Genomic DNA, 22,960 nt, shown 5'->3' on the forward strand with positions numbered 1-22,960 from the left:
TCTACCGGCACCACCCCCGGGGCCCGTACGGGCGGCGTACGGCGGTCCCGGTCCTGCCCGCGCGCCCGGAACCGGCCCGCGCTGCGGTCCTCCCTGGCCCCGCCGAGGCTCCCGTAGGCCCGTAGTACGCTCCTTCTACATCTGTAGAAAGCAGCGTGTGGCACGGGAGGGCCGGGCATGGGCAGCAACAGTGCAGTGGTGGTCGGGGGCGGGATCGGCGGGCTGGCGGCCGCGATCGGGCTCCGGCTGGCGGGGTGGGACGTGACCGTGGTCGAGCGGGCGGCCGTCCTGGACGACGCGGGGGCCGGCATCTCCCTGGCCGCCAACGGGATGCGCGCGCTCGCCGCCCTGGGTGTCGGTGCCGCGGTCGAGGCGGCCTCGCGCCGCCAGTACACCGGCGGCACCCGCACGCCGGACGGCCGTCGGCTCGCGGCGATGGACGGGCGGGCGCTGGAGCGGGAGCTGGGCGCGCCGATCGTGGGCATTCCGCGCGCCGCCCTGCACCGGATCCTGCGCGAGGCCCTGCCGGCCGGGTCCCTGCTGGTCGGAGCCGAGGTGACCGACCCGGACACCTCTCACCCCGCCCGGGTCCGGGTCACCCACGGGGCCACCACCCTGGACGCCGACCTGCTCGTGGCGGCCGACGGGATCAACAGCCGCATCCGGCGCCGCCTCTTCCCCGCCCATCCCGGGCCGGTGTACAGCGGCTCGACGGTGCTGCGGGCGATCACCGAGCGCCCGGTCGACGGACTGGCCGCAGACTTCGAGCTCAGCTGGGGCCACGGCGCCGAGTTCGGCCACATCGCCTTCCCGGACGGCACGGCCGAGTGGCACGCCGTCCTCAACGCCCCGGCCGGGGTCCGCTACCGCGACCCGCTGGCGGAGGTCCACCGCCGCTTCGGGCGCTGGCACGAACCGGTCCCCGCGCTGCTCGCCGCCACCCGCCCGGAGGCGGTGCTGCACCACGACGTCCACGAGCTGGCCACCCCGCTTCCCTCGTACGTCGCGGGCCGGATCGCCCTGCTCGGCGACGCCGCGCACGCCATGACGCCCCACCTCGGCCAGGGCGCCTGCCAGGCCCTGGAGGACGCGGTGACCCTGGCGGCGGCCCTCGCCGGCGAGCGGACGGTCGAGGACGCGCTCGCCCGCTACGACGCGGTCCGCCGGCCGCGCAGCCAGACCGTCGCCCGCGACGCCCGCCGGGCCGGCCGGATGGGCCAGCAGCTCGCGAACCCGCTGGTGGTCGGCCTGCGCAACGCCGCGATCCGGCTCACCCCGCCCGGCGTGATGGTCCGCACCGTCCTGAAGCACGCCGACTGGACGCCGCCCCGGATCGCGCCCCGCGCCGCCCAGGGCCCGTCCGGCCGGGCCCAATAGGCCCCGGCCCGGGCTCCGTGCCGCCCGGGCAAGGTTCGGTCCCGCACTTGACGGGCCATCCGATTAGGCGCCATATTACTTCTCGTGACGCAGCATCCCGAGGCCCACCACGGCGCTCCCACCCTCGACCAGGCCCGACGCCAGATCTCCCGCTACGGCCTCACGGCCGACCCGCAGGCGGTCCTGGTCGCGGCCCGGCTGATGGCGGCGGGCGCCCGGCTCGGCCAGGCCGGCGAGGTGCACTTCGGCCGCTTCGGGCTCTCCACCGGCCGCTACCGCCTGCTGGCCGACCTGGAGGACCACGGCGGCGAGAAGTCGCCCTCCCGGCTCGCGGCGAGCCTCGGCGTCTCCCGGGCGACCGTGACCGGCCTGGTCGACGGCCTGGAACGGGAGGGCCTGGTGGCCCGCCGCCCGTCCACCGAGGACGGGCGCGGCAACGTGGTGATCCTCACCGCGCGCGGCGCCGACCGGCTGCGCGAGGTGGCACCCGAGCACTTCGCCCGGATGCAGGCGATGGTCGCCGGCCTCTCCGTCGAGGAGCGCACCACCTTCCTGGACCTGCTGGCCCGGGTGGTCACGGGCATCGACGCGCTGACCGCGGACTGACCCCGGACCGCTCGCGAGCCGGCCCCGACCGGCGCGAACCGCACCCCCGACCGGCGCGAACCGCACCCCCGACCGCACCCCCGACCGACCCCGTAGGCGGGCCGCCCGACGGCCCGCCCTTTCTCAAGCCCCATTGGTTAGGCACCTAAGCACAAATACTTAGGCACCTAATGAGATCCACCGGAACAACCACCCCGAACGTGAGGACACCCCATGAGCAAGAAGGCCCCCGGCGCTCCCCCGCCGTTCGTCCTGTGGCGCGAGGTCCTGGTCGCCTACCTCATGCCCGCCGTGACGGCCGGCCTCGGCGGAGCCGTCACCGGGCAGCGGCAACTGGTGGTCGCCGCGCTCACCACCATCGGCGGCACCTCGGCCCTCGTGGCCGCCGCGCTCGGCGCCGTGCTGCGCCGCCGCCCGCCCCGCACCCGGCCCGCCCGGATCCCGCGCGCCGTGGCGGCGGCCGCCCTCGGCTTGGCCGCCGCCGTACTGGGGCTCGCCGTGGGCCTGGCCGCCGCGCGCTGGCTCCCGCACGTCCCGGCCCTCGCCGACAGCCCGTGGCCGAAACGGCTGCCGATCGACCTTCCGGTCTCCGCCGCCATCGCCGCCACCATCACCACCTGGCGCTGGCGCGGGAGCCGTCGCACCCGCGAACCGCAGCACCCGCTCCACACCGCACCGCGACACACCGCACCCCGACCCGAAAGGCAGACATCATGATCGTCATCATGGGCGCCGCCGGCGCCACCGGCGGCGCCACCCTGCGCAGCCTCACCGCCCTCGGCGCCCCGAGCCGCGCGCTCAGCCGCGACCCCGCCCGCCTGGCCGCCGGACTGGACGAGCGCACGCTCGCCCTCACCGAGCCGTTCCCGGCCGACGCCGCCGACCCGGCCTCCCTGCGCACCGCCTTCCACGGCGCCCACCAGCTCTTCCTCACCATGGCCAACAGCCCGGACCAGGTCCGCCACGAGCTGAACGCGATCGACGCGGCCCTCGACTGCGGGGTGGAGCACATCGTGAAGGTCTCCGCGCCCGCCGCGGAGCCGGACTCCCCGGTCGCGGTCTCCCGCGGCCACCACCTGATCGAGGAGCGCCTGCGGTCCTCCGACGTCACCACCACCGTCCTGCGCCCGTACGCGTTCATGCAGAAGCTGCTGCTCCTGGCGCCCGGCATCGCCGCCGCCGGGGTGGTGCACGGCGCGACGGGCTCGGCGCGCTGCAACTACGTGGACGTCCGGGACATCGGCGACCTCGCCGCCGACGTCCTCACCCGTCCGGACCTGGCGGGCCGCGCCTATCCGCTCACCGGCGGGCGGGCCTACAGCCACCCGGAGCTCACCGCCCTGCTCGGCGAGCTGCTCGGCCGCCCGGTCCGCTACCTCGACCTCGCCCCGGCCGAACTGCACGCCCACCTGGTCGCGCGGGCCGGGATGCCGGACTGGCTCGCCGCCCACGTGGTGGAGATCCAGCGGCTCGCCGTGGTCCGCCGGGAGACCCCGGACGGCTCCTACACCCTCGCCACCGGGCGCAGTCCGCGTACCCTGGAAGCCTTCCTCCAGGAGCACCTGCACCGCTTCCGCTGACCCTCCCGCCCCCGGTGGCGGGCCCGGACCGACCGGGCTGCAGGGCCGAAAGGCGCCCGGACCGACCGGGCCGCGGGGCCGAAAGGGGCCCACGGACGGCCGAAACGCCGGGCCCGCCACCCGGAGGGAGCAACATTCGCTGTGGTGTGGATCACGATCGAAAATACGATCTGACGAACCGTCAATTCGACTGACCGGTCGTCACACTGGTTTGACCGAGCCCGAGTTGCTATCTGACGTCACGTCAGATTCACGCTCCTCCGGCCGAGTTGGCCACACACGTCCTCCTGCAGCGCCGAAGATACGGAGCTACCATCGGTCAGGTTGTCCGCTCCGGCCCCGGAGTGGGGTCACCCGGTTACGGCGAGTGGTCCCACCGCCCCCAAGGGCCGGGCATCGATCGGAACGGGGCGAGGACGAGGAGCGCACGGGCTGCCATGACAGCTGAACCGAGCCAGTCGAACGAACCCGGCCGACCGCTGCAGACCGCACGGCCGCCGCGCGCCCTGTTCCCGGGCCGCCCGGCCGCCGCGCCGCGCACCCTGGTGGACGTCCTGGACGCCACCGTGCGCGCCCACCCGGACGAGCCGGCCCTGGACGACGGCCGTGCCGTGCTCAGCTACCGCGCGCTGGCCGCCGAGGTCGAGCAGCTGCGCCGCCGCCTGGCCGCCGCCGGGATCGCCCCCGGCGACCGGGTCGGCGTGCGGGTGCCCTCCGGCACCAACGACCTGTACGTCTCGATCCTCGCGGTGCTCGCCGCCGGGGCCGCCTACGTGCCGGTCGACGCGGAGGACCCGGACGAGCGCGCCGAGCTGGTCTTCGGCGAGGCCGGTGTCGCCGCCGTGCTGGGCGCCGACCGTGCCCTCGCCACCACGGCCGAGCGCGCGCCCGCCGTCGGACGCCGCCCCACCCCCGCCGACGACGCCTGGATCATCTTCACCTCCGGCTCCACCGGCAAGCCCAAGGGCGTCGCCGTCAGCCACCGCAACGCCGCCGCCTTCGTCGACGCCGAAGCCGCGCTCTTCCTCCAGGACGAGCCGATCGGCCCCGGCGACCGGGTGATGGCCGGCCTGTCGGTGGCCTTCGACGCCTCCTGCGAGGAGATGTGGCTGGCCTGGCGGCACGGCGCCTGCCTGGTGCCCGTGCCCCGCTCGCAGGTGCGCAGCGGCGCCGACCTCGGCCCCTGGCTGGCCGAGCAGGAGATCACCGTGGTCTCCACCGTCCCGACCCTGGCCGCGCTGTGGCCGGCCGAGGCACTGAACGAGGTGCGGCTGCTGATCTTCGGCGGCGAGGCCTGCCCGCCCGAGCTGGTGCAGCGCCTGGTCACCGAGGGCCGCGAGGTGTGGAACACCTACGGCCCCACCGAGGCCACCGTGGTCGCCTGCGCCGCGCTGCTCACCGGCGACGGCCCGGTGCGCATCGGCCTGCCGCTGGACGGCTGGGACCTCGCCGTGGTGGACGAGGCCGGCGAGCCGGTCGCCCCCGGCGGCACCGGGCAGCTGGTGATCGGCGGGGTCGGCCTGGCCCGCTACCTCGACCCGGAGAAGGACGCCGAGAAGTACGCCCCGCTGCCCTCGCTGGGCTGGGAGCGCGCCTACCGCAGCGGCGACCTGGTCCAGGCCGACCCGGCCGGCCTGCTGTTCCTCGGCCGCACCGACGAGCAGATCAAGCTGGGCGGGCGCCGGATCGAGCTCGGCGAGGTCGACGCGGCCCTGCAGGCCCTGCCCGGCGTGGCGGGCGCGGCCGCCGCCGTACGGACCGCGCGCGGCGGCAACCAGCTGCTGGTCGGCTACCTGGTGGTCCAGGACGGCTTCGACCGCGAGCAGGCCGTCGAGCGGCTGCGCGCCGAGCTGCCGGCCGCCCTCGTCCCGCTGCTCGCCACCGTCGAGGCCCTGCCCACCCGGACCTCCGGCAAGGTGGACCGGGCCGCCCTGCCCTGGCCGCTGCCCGACCTGGAGACCGCCGGCCCCGGCGAGCAGCTGTACGGCACCGAGGCGTGGCTGGCCGAGCAGTGGTCCGAGATCCTCGGCATCAAGGTCGGCGGCGCGCGCGACGACTTCTTCGCGATCGGCGGCGGCAGCCTGGCCGCCGCCCGGCTGACCACCCTGCTGCGCACCCGCTACCCGAGCGCGGCCGTCCTCGACATCTACCAGAACCCGACGCTGCGCAAGCTCGCCCGGCACCTGGAGCGCACCGCCGCCGACAGGGCCGAGGCCCGCACCGTCACCCTGGTGCCGACCCGGGCCAAGCTGCTGCAGCTGCTCCTGCTGATCCCGCTGTTCACGGTGGTCGGCCTGCGCTGGACGGTCGCCCTGCTGGCGGCCGGGAACCTGCTCACGCACCTCGGGGACTACCCGTGGGCGCCCACCGCCTCCTGGTGGTGGGTCGGCGCGGGCGCGCTGGCCCTGTACACCCCGGCGGGGCGGCTCGCGGTCTCGGCGGGCGGCGCCCGGCTGCTGCTGCGCGGCCTGCGCCCCGGCAGCCACCCGCGCGGCGGCGCCGTCCACCTGCGGCTCTGGGCCGCCGAGCGGCTCGCCGAGCTGAGCGGCGCCACCTCGCTGTCCGGCGCCTGGCTGGTGCGCTACGCCCGCGCGCTGGGCTGCAAGGTCGCGTCCGACGTCGACCTGCACTCGCTGCCGCCCGTCACCGGGATGCTCAAGCTGGGCCGCGGCTGCGCGGTCGAGGCCGAGGTGGACCTGTGCGGCTACTGGCTGGACGGCGACCGGCTGCTGATCGGCCAGGTCAAGGTCGGCTCCGGCGCCGTGGTCGGCACCCGTTCGACGCTGCTGCCCGGTGCCCGGATCGGCAAGCGCGCCCAGGTGGTGGCCGGCTCCAGCGTCACCGGCCAGGTGCCGACCGGCCAGCGCTGGGGCGGCGCGCCCGCCGCCAAGCTGGGCCGCGCCGAGCGCACCTGGCCCAAGGAGCGCCCGCACCGCCGGGCCCGCTGGGCCGCGCTGTACGGCGCCAGCGGTGCCGTGCTCGGCCTGCTCCCGGCACTGCCCGCCCTGGCCGGCCTCGCCGTGCTCTCCCGCTTCGTCCACGAGGGCGACGCGCTCGGCCCGGCGCTCGGCGGCGCGCTGCTCGGCCTGCTTCCCGCGACCCTCGCGTACGGCGCGGTGTACGCGGGGCAGCTGCTGGCGCTGGTCCGGCTGCTCAGCATCGGTCTGGTGCCCGGCACCCACCCGCTGCACGGGCGGGTCGGCTGGCAGGCCTGGACGGTCACCCAGCTGATGGACCGGGCCCGTGAGGTGCTCTTCCCGCTGTACGCCGGGCTGGTCACGCCGCTGTGGCTGCGGGCGCTCGGGATGCGGATCGGCCGGCACGCCGAGGTCTCGACGGTGCTGGCGCTGCCCAGCCTGACCACGGTCGGCGACGGCGCGTTCCTGGCCGACGACACCCTGATCGCCCCGTACGAGCTGGGCGGCGGCTGGGTGCGGCTCGGCGAGGCGAAGGTCGGCGAGCGGGCCTTCCTCGGCAACTCGGGGATGACCGCGCCGGGCCGTTCGGTGCCCAAGCGCGGCCTGGTGGGCGTACTGTCGGCGACCCCGGCGAAGGCGAAGAAGGGCGGCTCGTACCTGGGCATGCCCCCGATGCGGCTGCCCCGTTCGGCGGACCAGGCCGACCAGAGCCTGACGTACGAGCCGCCGGCCCGGCTGCTGTGGGCGCGCGGGCTGGTCGAGGTGGCCCGGGTCGTGCCGGTGCTGGCCTCGGGGGCGCTGGGCCTGCTGACGGTGGCGGCGCTGTCCTGGCTGGCGGCGGGCTCGCCGCTGACCGCGGCGCTGCTGTCGGGCCTGGTGCTGCTGGGCGCCGGCGCGGTGGCCTGTGTGGTCGCGGTGGTCGCGAAGTGGCTGCTGGTCGGGCGGTTCCGGGCGGTGGAGCACCCGCTGTGGAGCGGCTTCGTGTGGCGCAACGAGCTCGCGGACACCTTCGTGGAGATGCTGGCGGTGCCCTGGCTGGTCGGCGCGGTGCCGGGCACGCCGGTGCTGAACCTGTGGCTGCGCGGGCTCGGCGCGAAGGTCGGGCGCGGCGTCTGGTGCGAGAGCTACTGGCTGCCGGAGGCGGACCTGGTCACCCTCGGCGACGGCGTCAGCATCAACCGGGGCTGCGTCGTCCAGACCCACCTCTTCCACGACCGGATCATGCGGATGGATACTGTGGTCCTCCGCGAGGGCGCCACCCTGGGCCCGGGCGGAATCGTGCTGCCCGGCAGCACGGTGGGCGCGCGCAGCACGCTGGGCCCGGCCTCGCTGGTGATGCGCGCCGAGTCCGTCCCCGCCGACACGCGGTGGCTGGGCAACCCCATCGAGGTGTGGCAGACCACGTCATGACCGCCTCGACGACCACCCGTCCCGGCCCGCAGGAAGCGCACGTCCCCGTGAAGTCCAAGCACGCCCCCGCGGCCGCCGGCGCCCCGGACCCGTACTTCCCGAACAGCGGCGACCACCGCTACCGGGTGCACCGCTACGAGCTGACGCTGGACTACCGGCCCGGCCCCAACCGGCTGGCCGGCTCGGCCCGGCTGAGCGCGGTCGCGGACACCGCCCTGGCGGAGTTCGCGCTCGACCTGGCCGACTTCCGGATCGGGCGGGTGCTCGTCGACGGCCGGGCCGCCCGCTACACCCACCGCGCCGGCAAGCTCCGCATCCGCCCGGCGAAGCCGCTCGCGGCGGGCGCCGCGTTCACCGTCGAGGTGCACTACACCGGCAACCCTCGCCCGGTGCGCAGCCCGTGGGGCGGCCTGGGCTGGGAGGAGCTGACCGAGGGCGCGCTGGTGGCCAGCCAGCCGGTCGGCGCGCCGTCCTGGTTCCCGTGCAACGACCGGCCGGCCGACAAGGCGACCTACCAGATCGCGGTGACCACGCCGTCCCCGTTCACCGTGGTGGCGAGCGGCCGGCTGCTGACCCGCACCACCCGGGCGTCCAGCACGACCTGGGTGTACGAGCAGAGCGCGCCGACCTCGACGTACCTGGTGACGGTGTCGATCGGCCACTACCGGGCAGTGCCGCTGGCCGCCCGGCCGGCCGTGCCGCAGACCGGGCACGTGCCGGAGCGGCTGGCCGACGGGTTCGCCCGGGACTTCGCCCGGCAGCCCGAGATGCTGAGCTACTTCGGCGAGGTCTTCGGGCCGTACCCGTTCGGCGAGTACGCGGTCGTCCTCGCCGACGAGGAACTGGACGTCCCGGTGGAGGCGCAGGGCGTCGCCACCTTCGGCACCAACCACCTCGGCGGCGGCTGGGAGCGCGAGCGGCTGATCGCGCACGAGCTGGCCCACCAGTGGTTCGGCAACAGCGTCACGATCGCCGACTGGCGGCACATCTGGCTCAACGAGGGCTTCGCCAAGTACGCGGAGTGGCTCTGGTCCGAGCACGCCGGCGGCCCCGCCGCGGCCACCCGCGCGGCCGTCGCGCACACGCTGCTCGGCGGGCAGCCGCAGGACCTGATCCTCGGCGACCCGACCCGGAAGCTGATGTTCGACGACCGGCTGTACCAGCGCGGCGGTCTCGTTGTGCACGCGCTGCGGCGCACGCTGGGCGACGACGCGTTCTTCGCGATGCTGCGGGACTGGACGAGCCTCAACCGGCACGGCGTGGTGAACACCGCCGACCTGCGGGCGCACGCCTCCCGGTACACCACCACCCCGCTCGGCCCGCTCTTCGAGGCCTGGCTGGAGCGGCCGGAACTGCCGCCGCTGCCGGGCTGAGCCCGCGTCGGGGCGGGGCGGTCACCCGGCCGGACGTGCGACTCGTCCGGTCGGGGGCGTGGCTGGTCCGGTCGGGGGCGCGGGTCGTCCGGTCGGGGCGTGGCGGGTCCGGTCGGGGCGCGGTATATCCGGTCGGAGGCGCGGCCGGACTGGGCTACTGTCCGTCCAATGTCGACGACATTCGAAGACCACATGACCGACCTGCCCGCCGAGCTGCTGCCGGTCACCCGCCGCGCCCTGCTGCACCGGGTCGCCGTCGCCCAGGCCGAGGGGCGCGCGCCCGCCGTGGTCGCCGGGGTGGTGCGGGACGGGCAGCCGGTGTGGAGCGGCGCCCGCAGCATGATCGACGGGCACGCGCCCACCCCCGACGTCCAGTTCCGGATCGGCTCGCTCACCAAGACCTTCGTCGCCGTGCTGGTGCTGCGGCTGCGCGACGAGGGCCTGCTCGACCTCGCCGACCCGCTCGCCCGCCACCTGCCCGGCACCGCGGCCGACGACGCGACCGTCGCCCAGCTGCTCTCGCACTCCTCGGGCCTCGCCGCCGAGACCCCCGGCCCGTGGTGGGAGCGGACCGAGGGCTCGCTGCGCCCCGGCCTGGCCGACCTGCTGGAGGCCGAACGCCCGCTCAAGCACCCGGCCGGCCGCCTCCTCCACTACTCCAACCCCGGCTACGCGCTGCTCGGCGCGCTGGTGGAGAAACTGCGCGGCGAACCCTGGGGCGAGGTGCTGCGCCGCGAGGTGCTGGCCCCGCTCGGCATGGACCGCACCACGCTGCTGCCCGAGCACCCGCACGCCGGGGGCTTCGCCGTCCACCCGTGGGCCGACGTCATGCGACCCGAACCGCTCACCGACACCGGCCTGATGGGCCCGGCCGGCCAACTCTGGTCCACCGGCGCCGACCTGGCCCGCTGGGCGGCCTTCCTCGCCTCGGGCGACGACAAGGTGCTCGCCACCGGGACGCTCGCCGAGATGCGCCGCCCCGTCGTCGCCCCGCTCGACGACGGGTGGACCACCGCCTTCGGCCTCGGCCTGCAACTGCACCGCCACGAGGGCCGGTTGCTGTACGGGCACTCCGGCTCGATGCCCGGGTTCACGGCGGGCCTCTGGGTCAGCGCGGCCGACGGACTGGCCGCGTACGCCCTCGCCAACGCCACCAGCGGCCCCAGCACCCCGTTGCTGGCCGCCCAGTTGATCGCACTCACCGCCGAGCACGAGCCCCGGCTGCCCGAACCCTGGCGGCCGCTGCCCGAGGTCGACCAGGAGCTGCTGGCGCTCACCGGCCCCTGGTACTGGGGCGCCGCCCCGAACGTCCTGCGGCTGCGGCCCGGCGGCGTCCTGGAGCTCACCCAGCTCGCGGGCGGCACCCGGGGCTCGCGCTTCCGGCCCGAGCCGGACGGCACCTGGACCGGCCTGGACAACTACTACGCGGGCGAGACCCTGCGGGTGGTCCGGCGCTCCGACGGCACGGTCAGCCACCTCGACGTCGGCTCCTTCGTCTACACCCGCGAGCCGTACGGCCCGGCCGACGCCGTCCCGGGCGGCGTCGAGCCGGAGGGCTGGCAGGCGATGTGAGCGGGATGCCTGCGGGCACCGGGTGAGCAGGATGCCCTGCGGGCACCGGGTGAACCAGGATGCCCTGCGGCACCGGTGAGCAGGGTGGGCCGGCCCTGGTCCCCGGGGTGAGCGGGGTGACGACGGGGGCGAGCGAGGTGCCGGGGTGGCCGGGGTGACCGGGTCCGCGGGGGCGTACGGGAAAGGCAGCCGTACGCCCCCGTTGTCCACCCCCTGCGGGCGAGCGCCCGGTGCCGAGCAGGTGACCGGCGGGCCACGGGTGGTCCCATTCAACAGGTGCACATCTGCGCTCCGCCGGGCCGCAACGTGAATGCCAACCGACTCGGAAAAACATACCGAGACCGGTTCGCGTCCATGCCCAACCACCTGCGGACCGGGACGGTGCCCTGGTGATCCTCGGCACCGCCGATCGTGCTGCCCTGGAGGGTCCGCCATGACCACCGTCCCCACGTACGCTCCGTCCGCAGTAGCCCCCACCCACGACGCCCCGACGGTCCCGGCCCCCCGCCGCCGGCCCGCCCTGGCCGTGGCCCCCGCCACCGTCACCGCCACTCCCGCCTACACGGTTTCCCTCGCCCGCGACGAGGACGACGTGCGCGCCGCCCAGCGACTGCGCCACCAGGTGTTCGGCGCCGAGCTGGGCGCCGTCCTGCACAGCCCGGTCGCGGGCCTGGACGTCGACCCGTTCGACGAGTACTGCGACCACCTCCTGGTCCGCGAGGGCGAGCAGGGCACCGTCGTCGGCACCTACCGGCTGCTGCGCCCCGAAGCGGCCCGGCGGGCCGGCGGGCTGTACTCCGAGGGCGAGTTCGACCTGTCCGCCCTGGCGCCGGTCCGCCCCGGCCTGGTCGAGCTCGGGCGCTCCTGCATCCACCCGGACCACCGGGGCAACGGCGCCGTCATCAACCTGATGTGGGGCGGCATCGCCCGCTACCTCGCCGACACCGGCAACACCTGGGTCGGCGGCTGCTGCTCGATCGGCCTCGACGACGGCGGCGCCACCGCGGCCCGGGTCTGGGACACCGTCAGCGCCAAGCACCTGGCCCCCGTCGAGTACCGGGTCGCCCCGCACCGCCGCTGGGACTCCACCGGTGTGCCGCGCGCCGAGCGGGGAGCCCTGCCGGCCCTGCTCCGCGGCTACCTGCGGCTCGGCGCCTGGGTCTGCGGGGAGCCCGCGTACGACCCGGACTTCGACTGCGCCGACCTGTACGTGCTGCTCTCGCTGGAGCGCACCGACCCGCGCTACCTGCGGCACTTCCTCGCCGGAATGCCCGGCACGGGCACCGCGTCATGAGCGTCTGGCTTCCCACGGCGACCTGCCGGCCGGAGACCTGCCTGGCCGACCCCTCGCCGGAGGTCTCCCACGCCCGGCGGGTGCTGCGACTGACGGCCTGTCTGGCGGTGGTCGTGGCGGGGGTGGCGCTCAGCCTGCCGGTCCGCCTCATCCCCCACGGCGGGCGGGAGCGGCTGATCCGGCTCTGGGCCCGCGTCGTGCTGCGCACGCTCGGGGTGACCGTCCACCTCGCCGGGCCCGGCACCGGGTCCGGGCCCGGGTCCGGGTCCGATTCCGGGTCCGGGTACGGGTGGTCCGGGGGCGCCGCGCCCGGTGGCGGGGGCGGGGTGCTCGTGGTGGCCAACCACGTGTCCTGGCTGGACATCCCGCTGCTGGCCGCCGGACGGCCCGGCCGATCGCTGGCCAAGACCGAGGTCCGGCGGTGGCCGGTGCTCGGCCCGCTGGTCGCCTGGGGCGGCACCGTGTTCCTGGACCGCGACCGGCTGCGGACGCTGCCGCAGACCGTCACCGCGGTGGCCGAGGTGCTGCGCGCCGGCCACCCGGTGATCGTCTTCCCGGAGGGCTCGACCTGGTGCGGGCGGGAGAGCGGTCGCTTCCGGCCCGCGCTGTTCCAGGCCGCGGTGGAGGCCGGCGCCTGCGTCCAGCCGGTGACCATCCGCTACCGGCTGGCGGACGGGCGGCCCACCAGCATCCCCGCCTTCATCGGGGACGACGGGCTGCTCACCTCGCTCTCGCGGGTGGTCGCGGCGCGCGGGCTGGTCGCCGACGTGACCTTCCTGCCGCCGATCCCGCCGCCCGCCCCGCGGCCCACCCGCGCGGGCGCCCGCCGCGACCTGGCCCGCGCGGCACAGGCGGCGGTCGAGGGGATCCACTGACCGGCCGCCACGACGGCGGCCGGTCAGGCCCGGTGGGCCCCGGCCCCGTGGGCCTCGGCCGATCCCGCCGAGGCCGGCGACTCCGCCGGGTCCGCCGGCTCTGCCGAGTCCGCCGGCTGCGGGCGCCGGGCGGCGACGGCACCGCCCGGGACGACCGGTCGCGCCCGGCCGAGCAGTACGGCGACCAGGACGGCGGTGACGGCGAGCGCTGCCGCGCCGCAGAGCACGGCGAGGTGAATGCCGTCGATGAACGCACCGTCCACCGCGTCCCGGACCGGGCCGGGAAGGGGAGCCGACGGCGCCGCCGCCCCGGGGCCGCCGGCGCCGTGCAGCGCGCCGGCGGGCGCGTCCGCGATCGGGCCGACCGCCTCCGGCGGGACGCCGAGCCGGTGCAGGGCGGCCGTCAGGGAGTCCGTCAACCGGTTGGTCAGCACGGCGCCCAGCACGGCGATCCCGAGGACACCGCCGAGCTCCCGCAGCGTGTTGACGGTCGCCGAGGCCATCCCCGCCTGCGCCGGGGAGACCCGCATCATCACCGCGATCGACACCGGGGTGAAGGTCAGCCCCATTCCGAGGCCCATCGCGAACAGCGTCCACAGGTACTGCGGGTAGCGGGCGTGGTCGCCGTACAGCGCCAGGCCGCCGAGGCCGGCCGCGCACAGGGCGAGGCCGAGCACCAGCGGCGGCCGGGGGCCGTACCGCGCGGTCAGCCGGCCGGACAGTGGCGCGGCGACCACCAGCATCGCGGTCATCGGCAGCCCGGCGTAGCCGGCCGCGGCCGGGGACCACCCGAGGGTGCCCTGCATCATCAGCGGCAGGAAGAACAGCGCGCCGAACATCCCGAAACTGACCGTGAATCCGCTGAGCAGCGCGCCGCCCAGTGCCCCGTCACGGAACAGTCGAAGCTCCAGCATCGGCTCGGCGAGGCGCAGTTCGAGCACCAGGAAGGCGCTCAGCAGGACGACGGACACGGCGCCGCAGCCGAGCACCCGGTCATCGGTCCAGCCCCGGGACGGCCCTTCGACCAGCGCGTAGACCAGCAGTGCCAGGCCGGTGGCGGACAGCGCGAGGCCGCCGAGGTCGATCCGGCGCGGTCGCGGCGGGATGTCCGGCAGGACGCGCACCGCGAGCAGCAGCCCGGCCGCACCGATCGGCACGTTGATCCAGAACACGCTGGCCCAGCCGAGGTGCTCGACCATCGGGCCGCCGACCACCGGGCCGACCGAGAGGCCGAGCGCGGAGACCCCGGACCAGGTGGCGATGGCCCCGGCCCGCTCGCGCTCGTCGGTGAAGACGTGCCGCAGCAGGGCGAGGCTGCCGGGGGTGAGCAGCGCCGCCCCGACGCCCTGGAGCATCCGGGCGCCGACCAGCACGCCGATCGTCCCGGCGAGGGCGGCGAGGGCCGAGCCCGCCGTGAACAGGGCGAGGCCGAGGCGGAACACCCGGGTGCGGCCGTACCGGTCGCCGAGCGCGCCACCGGTCAGCACGAGGGCCGCGTAGACCAGGCTGTAGCCCTCGGCGATCCACTGCAGGCCGCTGATCCCGGTGTCCAGGTCCTGCCCGATGCGGGGCAGGGCGTTGTTGACGATGACGTTGTCCAGCATGGACATGAACATGGTGACGCAGAGCGTGAGCAGCGCGAGCCGCCTCCGGCGGGCGCTCGACCCGTCCATGGATTCCCTCCCGAGCAAGAGCCCCTAACACCGTTAGGGGCTGATTCGACAGCCACAGAGTGCCCCTAACGGTGTTAGATTGCAAGTGGGACATCCACGACGGCACGGGAGGCGTCCGCACGGCCATGGCGGAGAACGACACGACCACGCACGGGAACAACGCGACCGCACGAGGGAGCGGTTCGACCACGCAAGGGAGCGGCGCGACCGAACCGGCGAACGACGCCGCCGCCCCGGAGAAGAGCCCCGGGACGCCCGCCCTGACCCGGGAGGTCCTCGCCCAGGCGGCCCTGCGCGTCCTGGAACGGGACGGTCTCGCCGGGCTCTCGATGCGCAAGGTCGCCGCCGAGGTCGGCGTCAAGGCGGCCTCGCTGTACTGGCACGTGCGCAACAAGGAAGAGCTGCTCGACCTGCTCAACGACGCGATCATGGCCTCGGCCGAGCCCCCGCCGCGCGAGGGCGACTGGCGCGTGCAGCTCCGCGGCTACTGCTGGCGCCACCGACAGCTCCTGCACGACAACCGGGACGCCGCGAAGGTCGTCGCCGGCCGCCTCGCCCCCGGCCCCCACCTGTTCGGGCTGCTGGAGGACCAGCTGGACCGGCTGCGGGAGGCCGGGTTCTCCGATGCGCACGCCGCCCTGACGACCTACCTGCTGAGCTCGTTCGTCCAGGGCTTCGTCCTGCAGGAGCAGTCGCCGATCTCGGCCGCCGAGGCCGGCGGCGCCAGCCGGCTCGACGCCGTCACCGCCGTTCGCGACCGCTTCCGCGCCCTGCCCGTGGAGGTCTTCCCCAACCTGGTCGAGCTGGCCGGGGACCTCACCGAGCCCGACCTCGACGTCCGGTTCGAGTTCTGCGTGGAGCGCATCCTCGACGGCCTCGCGACGCTGCTGCCGCCGGAACGGCGCTGATCGGACGGGGCCGGGCCGGGGCGAGCCTTGCCGGGCCGGCCCGGGTCGAACCGGGCCGGGGCGGGCCGCAGCGGGCCGGGCCGGGCCGGGTGCACGGGCCCGGCCCGATGCTTCCGACCGCCCCACCCGTACCGGGACTGCGGGGTAGGCTCGCCGGGCGCCCGCCCGTACGACCACGGAGGAGTCACCGATGCCCGGCCCGTACCCGCTCTACGAACCGTACGCCCAGGGCCTGTTGGACGTCGGCGACGGACAGCGGATGCACTGGAACGCCTCCGGCGACCCGACCGGGACCCCGGCCGCGGTGGTGCACGGCGGGCCCGGATCCGGCCACAACCCGGGCTCCCGGCGGTACTTCGACCCGGAGCGCTACCACGTCGTCCAGTTCGACCAGCGCGGCTGCGGGCAGAGCCTGCCGCACGCCGCCGATCCGTCGACCGGGATGGAGCACAACACCACCGGTCACCTGATCGCCGACATGGAGCGGCTGCGGGCGCACCTCGGCATCGACAAGTGGCTGCTGTACGGCGGCTCCTGGGGCTCCACGCTGATCCTCGCCTACGCCGAGGCCCATCCGGAGCGGGTCTCCGGGATCGTGATCTGCGGGGTCACCACGACCGACGCCGACGAACTCGGCTGGCTCTACCGGGGCGTCAGCCGGCTGATCCCCGGCCCCTGGGAGGAGTTCCGGGACTTCCTGCCCGCCGCCGACCGGGACGGCGACCTCCTCGCCGCCTACAGCCGACTGCTCGACAGCCCCGACGAGACTGTCCGACGGGCCGCCGCCAACGCCTGGGCCGCCTGGGAGGACGCCGTCATCTCGCACGAGGCGCTGGGCAAGCCGAACGCGTACTCCGACCGCCCCTCCGACGCCCTGATGGCCTTCACCCGGATCACCGCGCACTACTTCGCACGCGGGGCCTTCCTGGAGGACGGTCAACTGCTGCGCGACGCCGGGCGGCTGGCCGGGATCCCGGCCGAACTGATCCACGGCCGGCTGGACCTCGGCGCGCCGCTCGGCATCGCCTGGAAGCTCGCCAAGGCCTGGCCCGACGCCCGCCTGACCGTCGTCGACGAGTCCGGGCACACCGGGAGCCCGCGGATGACGGAAGCGGTCCTGGCCGCGATCGAGCGCTTCGCCTGAGCCCCCGGGGCCCGGCCGGCGGGCCGCGATCCGCGAGGGCACGGCCGACCCGTTCGTCCCAAGTGGCCCATACCAATGACCCCCTACGATACGACGCATGATCGCCTACGCCCCGGCCGCCCTGTTCTTCCTGTTGTTCGGAGTCGGGGTGCTGCGCGACCGCCGCCGGTTCAGCAACGCCGTCCTCCTCGGCATCGCCGTCTCGCTCCTCTCGCTCGCCCTGCTCACCGAACTCCGCAGAGCACCCAGCCTGGTGGTGGAGGGCGTGGCGGCCGCGATCATCCTGCTGCCGGCCTTCGGCACCGTGGCCCTGGTCTGGTTCCTGATCGCCAACGGGATGACCATGATCCGCAAGGAGGGCCGGCGGCCCGCCAACCTGCTGTCACTGCTCGCCGGGCTGGGCATCATCGCCGTCACCCTGCTGCTGCTCGCCGCTCTCGCCACCGGCTCCCGGCGGCTCGCCGTCCTGGCGGGCACCGCCGTCCTGGTGGTGCTCTACGTCTCGTTCCTGTTCGTCTGCTTCGTCGGCTACGCCTTCCTGTACAGCCGTCACCGACCGCGCCGGAACGTCGACTTCGTGGTCGTCCTCGGCTCCGGGCTGATCGACGGCGAGCGCGTCCCCCCGCTGCTGGCCAGCCGGCTGAACCGGGGCCGCGAGGCGTACGAGAAGCAGGCCGCGCGGGGCAACCCTCCGGTGCTGATCACCTCGGGCGGCCAGGGACCGGACGAGAAGCTGCCGGAGGCCCACGCGATGGCCGACTACCTGACCGAACGCGGCTTCCCGGCCGAGCACATCGAACGGGAGGACCGCTCGCGCACCACCGAGGAGAACCTGCTCCTCAGCAAGGCCGTCATGGAACGGGCCAAGCCCGACTACCGGTGCGTCGTGGTCACCAACAACTTCCACGCCTTCCGGGCGGCGCTGCTCGCCCGCAAGACCGGCGTCAACGGGCACGTCCTCGGTTCGCCCACCGCCCGGTACTACTGGCCGACCGCGACCATCCGCGAGTTCGCGGCGGTGTTCCTCGCGCACAAGCTCGTCAACTTCGGGATCTGCGGCCTCCTCGCGCTCTGCGGGGTGCTCGCGGCGCTCTGAGCCGGCCCTGGTTCCGGGTTCCGGGTTCCGGGTTCCGGGTTCCGCCGGGGTGCGTAGGGTCCGCCGGGGTCGCGTAGGGCTTCGTCGGGGTTCACAGGGCTCCGTGTGGCTGCGCCGGCTCGTGCCCCGGCTGCTTCTGCGGCCGGGGCACGGTCGTCCCATCGAATGCTCGCCCGCTCCTCGGACCCGTCAGACCGCCGGACGGGGGGCCAGGACGGCGCACGTGGTGGTGGCGTGCGCGTAGAGCTTGCCGTTCTCCGTGCCGATCACCCGGGCCTCGGCGGTCGCCATCGTCCGGCCCAGGTGCAGCACCTCGGCCTCGCAGCGCACCGGCGCCGAGTCCGCGAACAGGGGCCGCAGCATGTGCACATTCAGCTGGGTGGTCGTGTAACCCAGCCCGGCGGGCAGCTTGCTCAGCACGGCGCAGCCGAGTGCCGAGTCGAGCAGGGTGGCCAGGTAGCCGCCGTGCACGGTGTTCATCGGGTTGTGGAGGTGGTCGCCGAAGTGGCCCTCGAACACGGCCGTTCCCGGCTTCACCTCGGTGAGGTGGAAGCCCATGGTGCTGCAGATCGAGGGCTCCGGGATCCGCCCGGCGATCCACTCCAGCAGGATCTCCTCTCCGGTCAGGTGGGAGTACTCGGCGATCGGCGGGCCGGCCGTCCAGGTGTGGGTCCGGGTGCGCAGCTCCTGGCCGTCCGGGCGCTGCTGCTCGTCGGAGTCGATCTCGGAAGTCGTCATGTGATCAACCTGCCCGGTTCGGTGATCCGTCTCAAGTGCCTTCCGGTGTACGGCGGGTCAACCTCCGTTCGACCCGCGCCCGGCGCGATGGTCGAACCATGGCGGATCGCGCCATGCGCGGGCGGCGGACCTCGGGTGACCACCACATGGCTCCGGGGTGCGCGGCGCGCCACGCTGCACGGGATCCGCCCCCGCTCCTCCCCCACCCAGGAGTACCGATGCCCCTGCGCCCCTTCGCCGCAGCGCTGTTGGCCGTTGCCGCCCTCGCGGTCCCCGCCGCCGCGCCCGCCGGCGCCTCCACCTTCACCGCCGCGACCGCGACCGCGACCGTCCCCGCCGCGACCACGACCACCGCCGCGGCCGCCGCGGCCGCCGCCGTGAGCGGGACGTTCCAGCAGGTCACCGGGTTCGGTCCGAACCCGGGCAACCTGGCGATGTACACCTACACCCCCGCCGCGCTGCCCGCCGGCGCGCCCCTGGTGGTCGCCCTGCACGGCTGTGTGCAGAGCGCCACCGACTACTACCGCGACTCCGGCTGGACCACGTTCGCCGACCGGTACGGCTTCGCCGTGGTGTTTCCGCAGACGAGCAGCGCCAACAACAGCCTGTCCTGCTTCAGCTGGTTCGACGCGGGCAAGGACGCCCGGGGCGTCGGCGAGGCCGAGTCGGTGGTCGAGATGGTCACCAAGGCCGAGGCCCTGTACGGATCGGACGCCCGGCGGGTGTTCGTGACCGGGCTCTCCGCGGGCGGCGGGATGACCGCCGACCTGCTGGCCGACTACCCCGACGTGTTCGCCGGCGGGGCGGTCGACTCCGGTCTGCCCGCCCACTGCGCCACCACCCAGGGCGCCGCCTCGGGCTGCCAGAACAGCGACCAGGGGCTCACGCCGACGCAGTGGGGCGACAAGGTCCGGGCCGCGTACCCGGGTTACACCGGACCGTGGCCCCGGGTGGCGATCTGGCAGGGCAGCGCCGACACCGTCGTCCGGCCGGTGAACGCGACCGAGCTGCGGGACCAGTGGACCGACGTCCAGGGCGTCGACCCCCGGCCCGCCGGCACCCGGAGCCTCCCGGGCGGCACCAGCCAGGAGCTCTACGCCGACGCGGCCGGACGCCCCGTCGTGGCACTGTTCACGGTCAGCGGGATGGGCCACGGACTGGCCGTCCACCCGGGCTCCGGCGACGACCGGTGCGGGGCGACCGGCGCCTACTTCCTCGACACCATCTGCTCCAGCTACTACACCGCCCAGTTCTGGGGCCTGGACGGCGGCACCGGACCGACCTCCCCCGGCCTGCCCGCCCCGATCGGGCTGACCGCGAGCCCGGCCGGGGCGAACTCCATCACCCTCGGCTGGCAGGCCGTCAGCGGTGCGGCCTCGTACCGGGTCTACCGCGACGGCAGCCAGGTCGCCGGCACCGACGGACCGTCGTTCACCGACACCGGTCTCGCCGCCGGCACGACCTACGGCTACGCCGTGGCGGCGGTCGACGCGACCGGCACGGTGGGCGCCCGATCGACGGCGGTCACCGCGACCACCTCCGGGAACGCTCCCCGGTGTTTCACCGCGAGCAACTACGACCAGGTGCTGGCCGGCCGCGCCACCCAGAGCAGCGGCCTGACCTACGCGCTCGGCTCGGGCCAGAGCATGGGCCTCTGGAACACCTTCGTCACCCACACCCTCAAGCAGACCGGCCCCAGCTACTACGTCCTCGCCGACGGCCAGTGCTGAACTGACGGCCAGTGCTGAGCTGACGGCAAGCGACGCGGCACCCACGAACGCCGCGGCGCTCTCCGGCCCCGGCTCCGGCTCCGGCTCCGGGCTCAGCCCACCCCCTCTCCCGTCCGCAGCCCGGCGAACAGGTCGCTCTCGACCCCGCCCGCCCCGAGGGCCCCGCCTGCCTCGTCGGCTGCGGGCACCAGGCTGCGGGCCAGGTGGTAGTCCTCGGTCGGCCAGACCTCGCGCTCGATGTCCCGGGGGTGGGCCATGAACGCGACTCCCGGGGCGACCTGGGTGGCGTGCGCCAGCAGCGCCGCGTCCCGTACGGCGAACTGTTCGGCGCACGCGATCCGGGTGGTGGTCGCCAGGGCGGGCGGGGTGTCGGGCCACTCGGCGAGCAACTCGCCCATGGCCGACGGGACGCCGCGCTGCGTCATGCCGTCGTGCAGCGCCTGGAACCAGGCCCGGGACAGCGCCAGGTGGTAGTAGAGCTTGGAGGCCCGCCAGGGCTCGCCCGCCCCGGGGTAGCGCGCGGGATCGGCGGCGGCCTCGAACGCCGCCACGGTGACCCGGTGGGTCATCACGTGGTCCGGGTGCGGGTACCCGCCGGTCTCGTCGTAGGTGATCACCACGTGCGGGCGGAACTCGCGGATCAGCGCGACCAGCGGCGCGGCGGCGACGTCGAGCGGTTGGGCGGCGAAGCAGCCCTCGGGCAGCGGCTCGTCCGGCCCCGGCATCCCGGAGTCGATGAAACCGAGGAACTGCTGGCGCACCCCGAGGATCTCCCGGGCGGCCGCCATCTCCTCACGCCGGATCCGGGCGAGGTCGGCCCGGACCTCGGGGCGGTCCATCGCCGGGTTGAGCACCGAGCCGCGCTCACCGCCGGTGCAGGTGGCGACCAGGACCTCCACCCCCTCGGCGGCGTAACGGGCGAGGGTGGCCGCGCCCTTGCTCGACTCGTCGTCGGGGTGCGCGTGCACGGTGAGCAGGCGCAGATCGCCGGGGTGCTTGGTGAACACGGGGACCTCCATGGGATCGAGGGGTCGATCAGTCGACCGAAGGACTGTCGGTCCAGGGCGGCCACTCAAGGGCCGCGGACTGGGAAGGACTTGCTGGCGACTGGTCAGACATCGTTGTTCTTACGGGTGTTCGGGTAGAGCCAGGCCGGTGCGATCGCCAGCGCGGACAGGGCCAGCACCCACCAGAAGGTCTCCCCGAAGGCCGCGCCCGGCCGCTCCGGATGACCGTGCTGTGCCTGCTGGAGGACCAGCGTCAGCACGGCCGTGCCGAGCGCCCCGCCGACCCGGTTCAGCACGTTGACCGCGCCGGCCGCCGCCGGGACCTGGGCCTTCTCGACGCTCCCGTACACCGCCGCCAGGCCGGGGATCGCAATGATCCCCATGCCCGCGCCGCGCAGCGCCAGCGAGCCGGCGATCAGCCAGTGAGCGGGATCGGAGCCACTTCCCAGCCGGGTGAAGGCGAGCGTGCCGACCAGCGAGCAGGCGATACCGATCATGATCAGCGGACGGGGCGCGAAGCGGTCGGTTATTCGGGCGGCCAGCATCGCGGTGACCGCCGTGCCGAGGGCCTGCGGCGCGAGCAGCAGTCCGGCCTCCACCGCCCCGGCGTGCTGCACCTGCTGGTAGTAGAGCGGCACCAGGAACATCGAGCTGTAGAGCGCGGCGCCCTGCAGGAAGCTGTTCGCCGTGGCCACGGAGAAGCCGCGCCGGGCGAACAACCGCAGGTCGATCAGCGGCGTCCGGACACCGCCACGCCCCAGCCGCAGCGCGTACCCGCCGTAGACCGCCACCAGCACGGCCCCCGTGGCGAGGACGGCCCAGCCGACCGACCCGCCGTCACCGATCGTCGAGAACCCGTAGAGCAGTCCGGTCAGGCCGGGCGAGAGCAACAGCAGGCCGGTCACGTCCAGCCGGGGCTTCGGCGCCTCGGACGCCTCGTCGGCCGGCAGCCAGCGGGCGGCCAGCAGCAGCGTCAGCAACCCGACCGGGATGTTCAGCAGGAACATCCACCGCCAGTCGAGGTGCTCCAGCACCAGCCCGCCGAGGATCGGCCCCAGGACGGGCGCCAGGCTGATCGGGAGCATCAGGGTGCCCATCACGCGCCCGACCCTGGACGGCCCGGCCGCCTGTACGATGATCGCCTGGCCGAGCGGCTGGATCATCCCGCCGCCGATCCCCTGCAGCACCCGGAAGGCGATCAGACTGCCCGTCGACCAGGCCAGGCCGCACAGCGCCGATCCGAGGACGAACAGGACGACCGAGGCCAGCCACGCCCGCCGGGCCCCGAACCGGCCGGCGGCCCAGCCCGAGAGCGGCATGGTCAACGAGATCGCCAGCAGGTACCCGGTGGCCACCCACTGCACCGCCGCGATCGAGCTGTGCAGATCGCGGCCGACGGAGTCGATGCCGACGTTCACGATCGTGGCGTCCAGCAGCGCCAGGATCGGGCCCAGCGCGAGTACCGAGGCCATCTTCCACAGGCCCGGCGGAATCGCCTCCGGCTCCGGTGCGCGGACTCCCCCGCGGCCCTTCGCAGTGACGGATGTGGTCATGCGCCCTCCCCTTGGCAGCCCTTGAGCGAACCGCCCTCCGACCCTCCGGATGTCACTCCGGCGGGCGGTCGCCCCGGCGGTCACCCCGACCGCCCGAGAAGAACTT

At 74.9% G+C, this 22,960-nt stretch carries 17 protein-coding genes; 13 read left to right on the top strand and 4 right to left on the bottom strand.

Annotated features, from left to right (window positions below; all coding sequences use genetic code 11):
• The first annotated feature begins 177 nt into the window (after positions 1-177).
• The 9 genes from ABT048_RS07135 (at position 178) to ABT048_RS07175 (ending at position 13,005) form a co-directional block, all read left to right on the top strand.
• Entirely contained in the window at positions 178-1,377 is a 1,200-nt protein-coding gene (locus ABT048_RS07135; protein WP_350520282.1) for an FAD-dependent monooxygenase, read from the top strand.
• A gap of 84 nt (positions 1,378-1,461) precedes the next feature.
• Positions 1,462-1,983, top strand: a complete 522-nt coding sequence (locus ABT048_RS07140; RefSeq protein WP_350520283.1) for a MarR family winged helix-turn-helix transcriptional regulator — start codon at positions 1,462-1,464, stop codon at positions 1,981-1,983.
• 213 nt (positions 1,984-2,196) lie between these two features.
• The gene (locus ABT048_RS07145) at positions 2,197-2,700 is read left to right on the top strand and encodes a hypothetical protein (RefSeq protein WP_350520284.1); all 504 of its coding nucleotides are present in this window, start codon (positions 2,197-2,199) and stop codon (positions 2,698-2,700) included.
• Positions 2,697-3,563, top strand: coding sequence for an NmrA family NAD(P)-binding protein (locus ABT048_RS07150; RefSeq protein WP_350520285.1), 867 nt, complete (start codon positions 2,697-2,699; stop codon positions 3,561-3,563). The genes ABT048_RS07145 and ABT048_RS07150 overlap by 4 nt, the downstream gene beginning before the upstream one ends.
• A 437-nt stretch (positions 3,564-4,000) precedes the next feature.
• The gene (locus ABT048_RS07155; protein WP_350520286.1) at positions 4,001-7,891 is read left to right on the top strand and encodes a Pls/PosA family non-ribosomal peptide synthetase; all 3,891 of its coding nucleotides are present in this window, start codon (positions 4,001-4,003) and stop codon (positions 7,889-7,891) included.
• Complete coding sequence (locus ABT048_RS07160; protein ID WP_350520287.1) at positions 7,873-9,264, top strand: M1 family metallopeptidase; 1,392 nt, start codon at positions 7,873-7,875, stop codon at positions 9,262-9,264. Before ABT048_RS07155 ends, ABT048_RS07160 begins: the two co-directional genes overlap by 19 nt.
• 168 nt (positions 9,265-9,432) lie before the next feature.
• Positions 9,433-10,836: a serine hydrolase domain-containing protein gene (locus ABT048_RS07165; RefSeq protein ID WP_350520288.1), complete on the top strand. Its 1,404-nt coding sequence runs from the start codon at positions 9,433-9,435 to the stop codon at positions 10,834-10,836.
• Between the two features lie 433 nt (positions 10,837-11,269).
• Positions 11,270-12,130, top strand: a complete 861-nt coding sequence (locus ABT048_RS07170) for a GNAT family N-acetyltransferase (protein ID WP_350520289.1) — start codon at positions 11,270-11,272, stop codon at positions 12,128-12,130.
• Positions 12,127-13,005 (top strand): lysophospholipid acyltransferase family protein, encoded by an 879-nt coding sequence (locus tag ABT048_RS07175; RefSeq protein WP_350520290.1) that lies wholly within the window; start codon positions 12,127-12,129, stop codon positions 13,003-13,005. The genes ABT048_RS07170 and ABT048_RS07175 overlap by 4 nt, the downstream gene beginning before the upstream one ends.
• Positions 13,006-13,028: 23 nt before the next feature.
• Here the strand turns inward: ABT048_RS07175 and ABT048_RS07180 are convergent, their stop codons facing one another.
• A complete protein-coding gene (locus ABT048_RS07180) occupies positions 13,029-14,678 on the bottom strand; it encodes an MFS transporter (RefSeq protein WP_350520291.1) in 1,650 nt (549 codons plus the stop codon).
• 125 nt (positions 14,679-14,803) lie between these two features.
• Here ABT048_RS07180 and ABT048_RS07185 point away from each other — a divergent pair, with 125 nt between their 5' ends.
• The 3 genes from ABT048_RS07185 to ABT048_RS07195 all read left to right on the top strand — a co-directional run bounded on the left by ABT048_RS07185 (position 14,804) and on the right by ABT048_RS07195 (position 17,826).
• Positions 14,804-15,586, top strand: a complete 783-nt coding sequence (locus ABT048_RS07185) for a TetR/AcrR family transcriptional regulator (RefSeq protein WP_350520292.1) — start codon at positions 14,804-14,806, stop codon at positions 15,584-15,586.
• Between the two features lie 190 nt (positions 15,587-15,776).
• Positions 15,777-16,730: a prolyl aminopeptidase gene (gene pip / locus ABT048_RS07190; RefSeq protein WP_350520293.1), complete on the top strand. Its 954-nt coding sequence runs from the start codon at positions 15,777-15,779 to the stop codon at positions 16,728-16,730.
• 97 nt (positions 16,731-16,827) lie between these two features.
• The gene (locus ABT048_RS07195) at positions 16,828-17,826 is read left to right on the top strand and encodes a YdcF family protein (protein WP_350520294.1); all 999 of its coding nucleotides are present in this window, start codon (positions 16,828-16,830) and stop codon (positions 17,824-17,826) included.
• Between the two features lie 189 nt (positions 17,827-18,015).
• Here the strand turns inward: ABT048_RS07195 and ABT048_RS07200 are convergent, their stop codons facing one another.
• Positions 18,016-18,564, bottom strand: a complete 549-nt coding sequence (locus ABT048_RS07200) for a PaaI family thioesterase (protein ID WP_350520295.1) — start codon at positions 18,562-18,564, stop codon at positions 18,016-18,018.
• A gap of 218 nt (positions 18,565-18,782) precedes the next feature.
• Between ABT048_RS07200 and ABT048_RS07205 the strand changes: the two genes are divergently transcribed.
• Positions 18,783-20,294: an extracellular catalytic domain type 1 short-chain-length polyhydroxyalkanoate depolymerase gene (locus tag ABT048_RS07205; protein WP_350520296.1), complete on the top strand. Its 1,512-nt coding sequence runs from the start codon at positions 18,783-18,785 to the stop codon at positions 20,292-20,294.
• 92 nt (positions 20,295-20,386) lie between these two features.
• On the opposite strand, the gene mca is transcribed toward ABT048_RS07205, so the two are convergent.
• A complete protein-coding gene (mca, locus tag ABT048_RS07210) occupies positions 20,387-21,301 on the bottom strand; it encodes a mycothiol conjugate amidase Mca (RefSeq protein WP_350520297.1) in 915 nt (304 codons plus the stop codon).
• Between the two features lie 104 nt (positions 21,302-21,405).
• Positions 21,406-22,854 carry an MDR family MFS transporter gene (locus ABT048_RS07215; protein WP_350520298.1) on the bottom strand — a complete coding sequence of 483 codons (1,449 nt, stop codon included), beginning with the start codon at positions 22,852-22,854 and terminating at the stop codon, positions 21,406-21,408.
• Positions 22,855-22,960: the final 106 nt, after the last annotated feature.

This window comes from Kitasatospora sp. NPDC096140 (assembly GCF_040303045.1).
In the GTDB taxonomy this organism is placed as follows: Bacteria; Actinomycetota; Actinomycetes; order Streptomycetales; family Streptomycetaceae; genus Kitasatospora.